This is a genomic window from Actinomadura geliboluensis (assembly GCF_043197915.1).
GTDB lineage: Bacteria > Actinomycetota > Actinomycetes > Streptosporangiales > Streptosporangiaceae > Spirillospora > Spirillospora geliboluensis.
The window spans coordinates 435,150-443,989 of the sequence record NZ_JBICUA010000011.1 but is presented as its reverse complement, the minus strand read 5'-3'; the positions used below and the strand labels follow the sequence as shown (position 1 = coordinate 443,989).

Sequence of the window (8,840 nt, the reverse complement as noted above, 5' to 3'; positions counted from 1 at the left end):
AACACCCGGTCCCATCCCGAACCCGGAAGTTAAGCCCTTCAGCGCCGATGGTACTGCATGGGAGACCGTGTGGGAGAGTAGGACGCCGCCGGACATGAATTGGTCGAGGGTCGCCCCTATTTCGCGGGGCGGCCCTCGACGCATGTGGGCCTCCGGCCAAAGTAGGCTGGAAGTATCCACGAACACCATCAAGAACAGTGACGGACGTGATGAGCGCGGAAGAGGACGGCCGCGGCGACGACAGCCGCGAACGGCGGGGCGACAATGGGCGGCGGGGCACCCCGCCCCGTCGCGGGGCCAGCCCCCGCGGCGGCCAGGGCGGGCCCGGGAACCGCAAGGGCGGAGGCCCCCGCGGTGGAGCGCCCCGCGCCGGCGGTCCGCAGGGCGGACGCGGGCGTCCCGCGGGCGGCGGGTGGAAGGACCGGGACTCGCGCGGGCAGCGCGATGACCGCAAGCCCGGCCGTCCGTTCAAGCGTTCCGATGACCGGCGTCCGGAATCCCGCGAGGGACGGCCGGACGACCGCCGTGAGGGCCGCCCCGGCGGGCCCCGGAACGACCGTTCTGAAGGCAGGTTCGAACGACCGCGCGGCGGCCAGGGCAGACCTGGCGAGCGCCGGTTCAGTGGTCCGCGCGATGGCGGCCAGGGTAGGCCCGGTGAGCGTCGTTTCAGCGGCCCGCGTGACGGTGGGCAGGATAGGCCCGGTGAGCGCCGGTTCGGCGGTAAGCCCGGCGAGCGCAAGGAAGGCCGCTTCGGCGGGCCCCGACAGGGGCAGGGCCAGGGCGGCGGGCCGCGGCGCGAAGGGCGTCCGGCCGGCGGGCAGGGCGAGCGTCGGTTCGAGGGACGTCCGCCCGAGCGCCGGTTCAAGGACCGCGACGACCGGCCGGGGCGCGAGGAGCACCGTCCGGCGGGGCGCCGGTTCGAGGGCAGGCGCGAAGGGCGTCCCGGCGACCGCGACAAGGGCAGGCCGCCGTTCAAGGGGCGCGGCGAGAGGCGTCCGCAGGACGGCGGGCGCTCCTACGGGCCGCCCCGCGACCGGCAGGACCGGCGGCCGCGGACGGAGGAGCGCGAGCGTCCCGCGCCGGCGCACGACGATCCGCTGCTGCCGGACGACGTCACCGGCGAGGAACTGGACGCCGATGCGCGCGTCGAGCTGCGCACGCTGCCGAAGGACCTGGCCGCCAAGGTCGCGCGCCATCTCGTGATGGCGGGACGGCTGGCCGAGGACGAGCCGGAGCAGTCCTACAAGCACGCGAAGGCGGCGCGGCGGCTCGCGTCCCGGGTCGGGATCGTCCGGGAGGCGGCGGGGATCGCGGCCTACCACGCGGGCGAATGGGCGGAGGCGCTCGCCGAGCTGCGCGCCGCCCGGCGGCTCGGTGCCGGGGACGACTCGTACCTGCCGGTGATGGTCGACTGCGAGCGGGGCCTCGGCCGGCCCGAGCGGGCCCTCGACCTGATCAAGTCGCCGGAGGCCGGGAAGCTCGACCAGATGGGGCGCATCGAACTGCGCATCGTGGAGTCGGGCGTCCGCCGCGACATGGGGCAGTACGACGCCGCCGTCGTCACCCTGCAGATCCCGGAGCTGCGCGACCGGCGGCTCCGGCCGTGGTCGATGCGGCTGTTCTACGCCTACGCGGACGCGCTCGTCGAGGCCGGGCGCGCCGAGGAGGCCGCCGACTGGTTCGCGCGGGCCGCCGCCGCGGACCGGGACGGGGACACCGACGCCGCCGAGCGCTACGCCGAGATCGAAGGGCTCCACATCCTCGACACCGAGGACAGCGACGAGACCGAGGACGAGGACGAAACCGGCGAGACGGAGCACGCGGAGGACGCGGCAGAGGCGGAGGACGCCGGCGACTCCGGTGCGGCGTCCGAGCCGGCGGCCGCGACCGACATCGCGTTCCAGCCCGCCGAGCCCGAGGTGGTGGAGGCGCCGGAAGGGGACGCCCCGAACGCCCCGGCGGTGTTCCTGGAGCCCGAGGCGACCGGCGAGGAGCGGCCCGGCAAGCCCGGCGGGCCCGAGGAGGAGCCGCCGGCAGGGGCTTGACCACCGGTACTTGACTGGCGGGTAGGTTTCCCGGATATTCACGGGACCGCGCCGTTCGGGGGGGCCGCCGGACACGTCCGGCGGAGATCGACTCCTTGAGGAGAGTCATGCCCCTGAACCGACGTACGTTCCTGCGCGCCTCCGCCGTCGCCGGCGGCACGACCGCGTTCTCCGGCGCCCTGTGGCAGCGGGCCTTCGCCGCCGGGCCCGCACAGCCCGGCCCGAGCCCGTACGGGCCGCCGGGCGCCGCGGACGGCAACGGCGTGCAGCTGCCGGAGGGTTTCACGAGCCGGGTCGTGGCGCGGTCGATGCAACGCGTCGAGGGCACGCGCCACACCTGGCATCCGGCGCCCGACGGCGGTGCGTGCTTCGCCGACGGGGACGGCTGGATCTACGTCAGCAACTCGGAGGTCCCGGTCGTCGGCGGCGTGTCCGCGATCAGGTTCGACGCGACCGGGAAGGTGACGTCGGCCTACCGGATCCTGAACGGCACCACGCTGAACTGCTCCGGCGGCGCCACGCCGTGGAACACGTGGCTGTCGTGCGAGGAGCACGACTTCGGCCTGGTGTACGAGACGGACCCGCGCGGGCAGAAGTCGGCGGTGGCGCGTCCGGCGATGGGCAGGTTCAAGCACGAGGCCGCCGCGTCCGACCCCGAGCGCAAGGTCGTCTACCTGACCGAGGACCAGGGGGACGGGTGCTTCTACCGGTTCCGTCCGACCACGTGGGGCGACCTGTCGTCGGGGACGCTCGAAGTCCTGGTCGGGTCCGGGACGGGCCCCGTCCGGTGGACGAAGGTACCGAGCCCGCAGCTGTGGTTGACGCCGACCCGCGAGCAGGTGGCGGACGCCATGCACTTCGACGGCGGCGAGGGGTGCTACTACACGCACGGCGTCTGCTACTTCACCACGAAGGGCGACAACCGGGTGTGGGCCTACGACGCCGCCAACGAGAGTCTGGACATCGCCTACGACGACGACCTGGTCACCACCGGGGAGGCGCCCCTGCACGGCGTCGACGCCGTGACCGCGACCGCGTCCGGTGAGCTGTACGTCGCCGAGGACGGCGACAACATGGAGATCAACCTCATCACCAGGGACGGGATCGTGACCCCGTTCCTGCGCGTCGTCGGCCATGACGAGTCGGAGATCACCGGGTGCGCGTTCAGTCCGGACGGGTCGCGGCTGTACTTCTCGTCCCAGCGCGGAAAGAGCGGCTTCATCGCCGGGACGGACGGCTGCACGTTCGAGGTGACCGGCCCCTTCCGCCGCTGAGCGCTCACGCGTGCCTGTTCAGGGCGTGCAGGATGCCGGTGACGTTGCTCTCCGCGCTGTTCAGCACCTCGTACTTGGCGACCAGGTCGGGGTCGGTGTCGTCGCTCATGATGGCGTAGCGGTGCCTGGTCCGGTCGACGACCATGGCGACGGCGTGGTCGAGGTCGAGGTCCTGGTCCTTGGCGTCCTGGACGGCGTCCACCCAGACGCGCAGCTCCTCCGCCGACCGCTCCAGCGTGGCGTCCACCTCGGTGACGGGCCCGTAGTGCGCGAACAGCAGCCGCTGCGGGCCCAGCGCCCGGAACCTGCCGAGAGACGCCAGCGCGGTGTCGAGGTCGAAGTCCGGCGGCGGCGTCGCGGGCTTCACGTCCGCCGTCTCCGGGATGTAGATGCCGGCTGCGTCGCCCACGTACAGGTCGCCGGTCCGGGAGTCCATCAGCCCGACGTGGTGCTTGGCGTGGCCGGGGGAGTAGTGCGACTCCAGCCGCCGCCCGCCGCCGAGGTCGATGCTGCCGGTGTCCTCGACGGCCCGGATCCGGGCGGCGTCGGTGGGCTTCAGCTCGCCGAACAGGGTGTCGAGGCTGTCCCCGTACACCATGCGGGCGCTGCGCATGAGCCGCGCCGGGTCGGCCAGGTGCCGCGCGCCCTTCTCGTGGACGACGACCTCCGCGCGCGGGTACATCTCCGCGATGTCGCCGACGCCGCCCGCGTGGTCGAGGTGGATGTGGGTCACGACCACGGACGCCAGGTCGTCCGGCCCCACGCCCAGTTGCCGCAGCGCCGCCTGCACCACGGGCGCCGAGCCGGACGTGCCGGGTTCCACCAGGCAGGGCCGGTCGGACAGGATCAGGTATCCGGCGGTGATGCCGCTGTAGCCGGCCATCCGGGTGTCGATCTCGTAGACGTCCCCGCCGAGCGGCGTGATCGTGGTCGCGGTGTCCATTCCCCGATCATGGCCTCTCGGAGGCGTCCGGGTCGAGGAGACGCAGGACGAGACCGGTGCGGGGCTTGGGCCCGAACGACGTCGACTTGCGGGGGACGCGCTCCCCGCCGCCCGCGACGGCGAGGACGTCCTCGACCTTGAGCGGGTTCAGGACGACCGCCGTCCCGCCCGAGTGCCGGGCGCGGGCGATGGCGGCGGACGGGTCGTCGTGCACCACCTCGATGGCGTTCTCGTTCTCCGGGACGTCCCACACGCCGCCGATGAGGACGTGGTCCAGGACGGCGGTGTCGAGCCCGCGCCAGCGCGGTGAGTGCTCGGACGGCAGGCAGCGGGCGAGGGCGTCCGCGTCGGGGTCGGTGAGCAGGTGCAGGGCGTCGCCTCCGCCGAGGAGGAACGCGGGGCCGCCCGCTTCGGCGAGGGCCGCCACGGCGGCGCCCTCGTCGGTGAAGTCGGTCACGCGGAACACCTTGCGCGCCTTCTCGACCGCCTCGTCCGGGCGGAGGCCGGGCAGGACGCGGTGGATCGCGCCCAGGTGCGGCGGGTAGCGCGTCGAGTCGACCAGCAGCGCCAGGCCGGCGTCCCAGGGCCCCGGGCCGTCGCCGGCGGCGTGGCGGCGGGCCTGCAGCGCGCGGTAGGTGGCGTAGCGGTGGTGGCCGTCGGCGATGAGGGCCTGCTTGTCGCGGAGGTCGGCGGCCACGCGCGCGTGCGCGGCGGGATCGGTGATGCTCCACAGCCGGTGCGTCAGCCCGTCGTCGGCGTCGAACTCCAGCAGCGGGGCGTGCGCGGCGGCGTCGTCGACGATCCGGGCCGCGTCGCCGCCGCCCTCGTACACCAGGAAGATCGGCTCCAGGTTGGCGTTCGCGGCCGTCATCAGCGCGAGCCGGTCGCGGACCGGGCCGGGGAAGACGTTCTCGTGCGGCAGCACGACGCCGTCGGCCTCGGCGCGCAGGCCCAGCGCGCCGATCAGGCCGCGCTGCAGGACCGTCCCGCCGCGGGCCGCCTCGTAGACGTACAGGGCCGGCTCGGGGTCGGCGGCGAGCGCGCCCTCGGCCAGCCAGCGGCGCAGCCGGCCGCCCGCCGCCGCGTAGCTCTCCCCGGCGGCGCGCGGCAGGTTGAGCCGGACGATGTTGTGCCCGCCGCCCGCCAGCAGCCGCAGCGCCGCCGCCTCGTCGATCAGGTCGTAGGGGGGCATGGTCACCGCCGCCGGGTCGCCCGCCACCGCGGGGACGAAGCGGACGCCGCGGAACGGGGCCAGCTCCAGGCCGCCGCCCGTGCGCGGCCCCGCCGTCCCGAAGATCCGGGCGCTGAACTCCTCCGGCGCGAGGCCGTAGGAGAGGTCGTCGTCCACGCTGGGCATGGTATTCAGCGGAGGGCGCGCGGCGTCCCGGCGGGTACGGTCGTAATGATCCGAGGGGAGGTCCATATGAGTGGTCAAGGGCCTGGGCGGCCGGAGGATTCCCCGAGCGAGAACCCCGGCGCCGACCGGGGCGCGGAAGCGGGTGCCGACCCGGGCGAGCATGCGGCCTCGCCGGGCGGCGGGGTCTACGAGTGGTACACGCGGGGTCTGGAGCTGCTGCGGTCCGGCAGCGCCGCCGCCGCGCTGCAGCTGCTGGCCAGGGCGGCGGAGGCCGAGCCCGGGTCGCACAGCATCCGGGAGGCGCTCGGCCGCGCCCAGTTCGGCGCCCGCCAGTTCGGCGCGGCCGCCGAGAGCTTCCGCGGGATCGTCGAGGAGGAGCCAGCCGAGGACTACGCCCGGTTCGGGCTCGGGCTGGCGCTCAGCAGGCTCGGCGACTTCGCGGGCGCCGTCGAGCAGCTGGCGCTCGCCGCCGCCATGCGCCCCGACAACCCCGACTACGCCAGGGCGCTGCGGCAGGCCAGGGCCACCCTCGACGCCCGGCGCTGACCCGGCCCTTACCCGTCGGTAACAACCCCCGTACGATCGCACGCATGAGGAGCGCGATGAAAGGCAGCGACCGTCCCCTGAGCGAGGCGTACGACGTCGCCCTGCTCGACCTCGACGGGGTGGTCTACGTCGGCCGCAGGCCCGTCCCGGCGGCGGCGGAGTCGCTCGCCAAGGCGCGCGCGGCCGGGCAGCGGCTGGCGTTCGTGACCAACAACGCCTCCCGCACCCCGTCGGCCGTCGCGGCGCTGCTGACCGAGGTGGGCGTCCCGGCCGAGCCCGCCGACGTGGTGACCTCCGCGCAGGCCGCGGCGCGGCTGCTCGCCGAGCGGCTGCCCGCCGGGTCGGAGGTGCTCGTCGTCGGCGGCATGGGCCTGCGCCACGCCCTCTACGCGCAGGGGCTGCGGCCCGTGTCGACCGCGGCGGGGCGCCCGGCCGCCGTCGTCCAGGGCTACCACCCGGACCTCTCCTACGGGACGCTGGCCGAGGGGGCGCGGGCCGTCAGCATGGGCGCGCTGTTCGTCGGCTCCAACGGCGACCTGACCATCCCCGGCGGCGACGGCCCGCCGCAGCCCGGCAACGGGGCCCTGCTCCGCGTGATCACGGCCGCGACCGGCGTCGAGCCCGTCGTGTCCGGCAAGCCCGAGCGGCCGCTGCACCAGGAGTCGATCCTGCGCACCGGCGCGCGGCGCCCGCTCGTGGTCGGCGACCGGCTCGACACCGACATCGAGGGCGCCTGGAATGGCGGCGCCGACAGCCTGCTGGTCTTCACCGGCGTCACCGACCCCCTGCGGGCCCTCACCGCGCCGCCGCACCGGCGCCCGAGCTTCCTGGCCGCCGACCTGGCGGGGCTGCTCGTCCCGCACCCGGAGCCCGTCCGCGCGGACGGGGCGCACCGCTGCCGGGACTGGGCGGCCCGCCGCGACGGCGACGCCTTCACCGTCACCGGCTCCGGCGACCCCTGGGACGGCCTGCGCGCCCTCGCGTCCGCCGCCTGGGAGAGCGACACGCCGCCACCCGCCGAGGCCCTCACCGGCGCCCTGGAGGCCCTGCGGCTCTAGACCGCCCGCCGGCCCGGCGCTAGAGCAGCCTCCGCAGCCGCAGCAGATCGAGGAAGCTCGCCTCGATCTTGACGCGGCCGGCCGCCCACGCCTTCGCCGGATGCAGCTCGTCGCCGGCCATGGCGACGAGGTCGTCGCTGCCCACGGTGAGGCGCACCTGCGCCGACTCCGGGTCGCCGTCGGCCTCGAACGGGTCGAGGCCGCCCGCGTGGAGCCGGGTGCGGTAGGCCAGCCCGAGGTCGCTGATGCGGCAGCTGATCGTCCGCTCCACGACGTGCTCGGCGAGCCGGTCGCCGTCCACCTCCGCCAGCCGCGCCGCGATGCGCTCCAGCGCCGCGCGGCAGTCGTCCTCGTTCGCCATGGTCAGGCCGTTCCCCCCTCGTCCGGCAACGATGTCGCTCAGGGACGGTAGCGTTCGGAATGAGCCGGAGGCGACTCGTGGCGGGCGCTCCGGGACCGTTTGGGAGGTAAAAGTGATGTCCGACGAGGCCGCGGAGGCCGCGCAGGCGCCGGTGCCGGCGCCGGTGCCGGAGCCGGAGTTCCCGGCGGCGCCGCCGCCCGACCCGACCGGCGACCCGCGCGTCGACGCCGCCGTCGCGCCCCTCGGCGGGCTGGGCGGGCTGCCCGTCGCCGAGCACGTGCGGGTCTTCGAGGACGTCCACCGGCGGCTCCAGGACCTCCTCGTGTCCGCCGCCCAGGACGAGCCCGCCCCGGCGGCGGCCCCGGCCGTGCCGCCGCGCCCCGCCTTCCCCGACTCCCTGCGCCCCCGCCCGTGAGCGCGAGGCGCAGGCTGGACGCCGAGCTCGTCCGCCGCAAGCTGGCGCGGTCGCGCGAGCACGCGGGCCAGCTCATCGCCGACGGCCGGGTCCGGGTCGGCGGGCAGCGGGCCGCCAAGGCGGCGACGCAGGTCGAGGCCGCCGCGGCGATCGTCGTCGAGGACGCCGCCGACGGGCCCGACTACGTCTCCCGCGGCGGGCACAAGCTCGCGGGCGCGCTCAAGGCGTTCCCCGGCCTGGAGGTCAACGGCCGCACCTGCCTCGACGCGGGCGCCTCCACCGGCGGGTTCACCGACGTCCTGCTGCGCGCGGGCGCCGCCCGCGTCTACGCGGTCGACGTCGGCTACGGGCAGATCGCCTGGTCGCTGCGCACCGACGAGCGGGTCACCGTCATGGAGCGGGTCAACATCCGCGACCTGGAACCCGGATCGCTCGGCGACCCGCCGCCCGACCTGGTCGTCGGCGACCTGTCGTTCATCTCGCTGAAGCTCGTCCTCGGGCCGGTGCGCGCGTGCGTCGCCCCCGACGCCGACTACGCCGTCATGGTGAAGCCGCAGTTCGAGGTCGGCAAGGACCGGGTGGGCGCGGGCGGCGTCGTCCGCGACCCGGAACTGCGCGCCGACGCCGTGCGGGGCGTCGCCGAGCACGCCGCGACGCTCGGCCTGGGCGTCCTCGGCGTGGCGGCCAGCCCCCTGCCGGGCCCGTCCGGCAACGTCGAGTACTTCCTGTGGCTGCGCGCCGGGGCCCCGCCGCTGGACGAGGCCGACCTCGCCAAGGCGATCGACGAGGGGCCGAAGTGAGCGGCGCGCCCCCGAACGTGGACCGTCCCCGGAACGTACAG

General features: G+C 75.4%; 9 protein-coding genes and 1 rRNA gene. 7 read left to right on the top strand and 3 right to left on the bottom strand.

Annotation, left to right across the window (positions count from 1 at the left end):
• The 3 genes from rrf to ACGFI1_RS33465 all read left to right on the top strand — a co-directional run.
• Positions 1-94 (top strand): 5S ribosomal RNA (rrf, locus tag ACGFI1_RS33475); the annotation flags it as partial.
• Positions 95-206: 112 nt separating this feature from the next.
• Positions 207-2,045 carry a hypothetical protein gene (locus ACGFI1_RS33470; protein WP_392791166.1) on the top strand — a complete coding sequence of 613 codons (1,839 nt, stop codon included), beginning with the start codon at positions 207-209 and terminating at the stop codon, positions 2,043-2,045.
• 107 nt (positions 2,046-2,152) lie between these two features.
• Positions 2,153-3,319, top strand: coding sequence for an alkaline phosphatase PhoX (locus tag ACGFI1_RS33465; RefSeq protein ID WP_392791163.1), 1,167 nt, complete (start codon positions 2,153-2,155; stop codon positions 3,317-3,319).
• 4 nt (positions 3,320-3,323) lie between these two features.
• Here ACGFI1_RS33465 and ACGFI1_RS33460 read toward each other — a convergent pair whose 3' ends face one another.
• Entirely contained in the window at positions 3,324-4,262 is a 939-nt protein-coding gene (locus ACGFI1_RS33460) for an MBL fold metallo-hydrolase (protein WP_386865183.1), read from the bottom strand.
• A 7-nt stretch (positions 4,263-4,269) separates the two neighbouring features.
• A complete protein-coding gene (locus ACGFI1_RS33455; protein ID WP_392791161.1) occupies positions 4,270-5,619 on the bottom strand; it encodes a DUF1015 family protein in 1,350 nt (449 codons plus the stop codon).
• Between the two features lie 66 nt (positions 5,620-5,685).
• Between ACGFI1_RS33455 and ACGFI1_RS33450 the strand changes: the two genes are divergently transcribed.
• Together ACGFI1_RS33450 and ACGFI1_RS33445 are read left to right on the top strand one after the other, a co-directional pair.
• Positions 5,686-6,165 (top strand): tetratricopeptide repeat protein, encoded by a 480-nt coding sequence (locus ACGFI1_RS33450; protein ID WP_364554405.1) that lies wholly within the window; start codon positions 5,686-5,688, stop codon positions 6,163-6,165.
• 56 nt (positions 6,166-6,221) lie between these two features.
• Positions 6,222-7,223, top strand: coding sequence for an HAD-IIA family hydrolase (locus tag ACGFI1_RS33445; protein WP_387079118.1), 1,002 nt, complete (start codon positions 6,222-6,224; stop codon positions 7,221-7,223).
• Between the two features lie 19 nt (positions 7,224-7,242).
• On the opposite strand, the gene ACGFI1_RS33440 is transcribed toward ACGFI1_RS33445, so the two are convergent.
• Entirely contained in the window at positions 7,243-7,584 is a 342-nt protein-coding gene (locus tag ACGFI1_RS33440) for an SCP2 sterol-binding domain-containing protein (protein WP_138640974.1), read from the bottom strand.
• 115 nt (positions 7,585-7,699) lie between these two features.
• Between ACGFI1_RS33440 and ACGFI1_RS33435 the strand changes: the two genes are divergently transcribed.
• Both ACGFI1_RS33435 and ACGFI1_RS33430 read left to right on the top strand, forming a co-directional pair.
• Entirely contained in the window at positions 7,700-7,999 is a 300-nt protein-coding gene (locus ACGFI1_RS33435) for a hypothetical protein (protein ID WP_392791158.1), read from the top strand.
• Complete coding sequence (locus ACGFI1_RS33430) at positions 7,996-8,799, top strand: TlyA family RNA methyltransferase (protein WP_392791156.1); 804 nt, start codon at positions 7,996-7,998, stop codon at positions 8,797-8,799. The genes ACGFI1_RS33435 and ACGFI1_RS33430 overlap by 4 nt, the downstream gene beginning before the upstream one ends.
• Positions 8,800-8,840 lie beyond the last annotated feature (41 nt).

Bases quoted from the DNA above. Each gene is read 5' to 3' on its own strand.
- ACGFI1_RS33445 (WP_387079118.1), top strand. From the start codon at position 6,222: ATGAAAGGCAGCGACCGTCCCCTGAGCGAGGCGTACGACGTCGCCCTG.
- ACGFI1_RS33465 (WP_392791163.1), top strand. From the start codon at position 2,153: ATGCCCCTGAACCGACGTACGTTCCTGCGCGCCTCCGCCGTCGCCGGC.
- ACGFI1_RS33440 (WP_138640974.1), bottom strand. From the start codon at position 7,584: ATGGCGAACGAGGACGACTGCCGCGCGGCGCTGGAGCGCATCGCGGCG.
- ACGFI1_RS33455 (WP_392791161.1), bottom strand. From the start codon at position 5,619: ATGCCCAGCGTGGACGACGACCTCTCCTACGGCCTCGCGCCGGAGGAG.
- ACGFI1_RS33450 (WP_364554405.1), top strand. From the start codon at position 5,686: ATGAGTGGTCAAGGGCCTGGGCGGCCGGAGGATTCCCCGAGCGAGAAC.
- ACGFI1_RS33460 (WP_386865183.1), bottom strand. From the start codon at position 4,262: ATGGACACCGCGACCACGATCACGCCGCTCGGCGGGGACGTCTACGAG.
- ACGFI1_RS33435 (WP_392791158.1), top strand. From the start codon at position 7,700: ATGTCCGACGAGGCCGCGGAGGCCGCGCAGGCGCCGGTGCCGGCGCCG.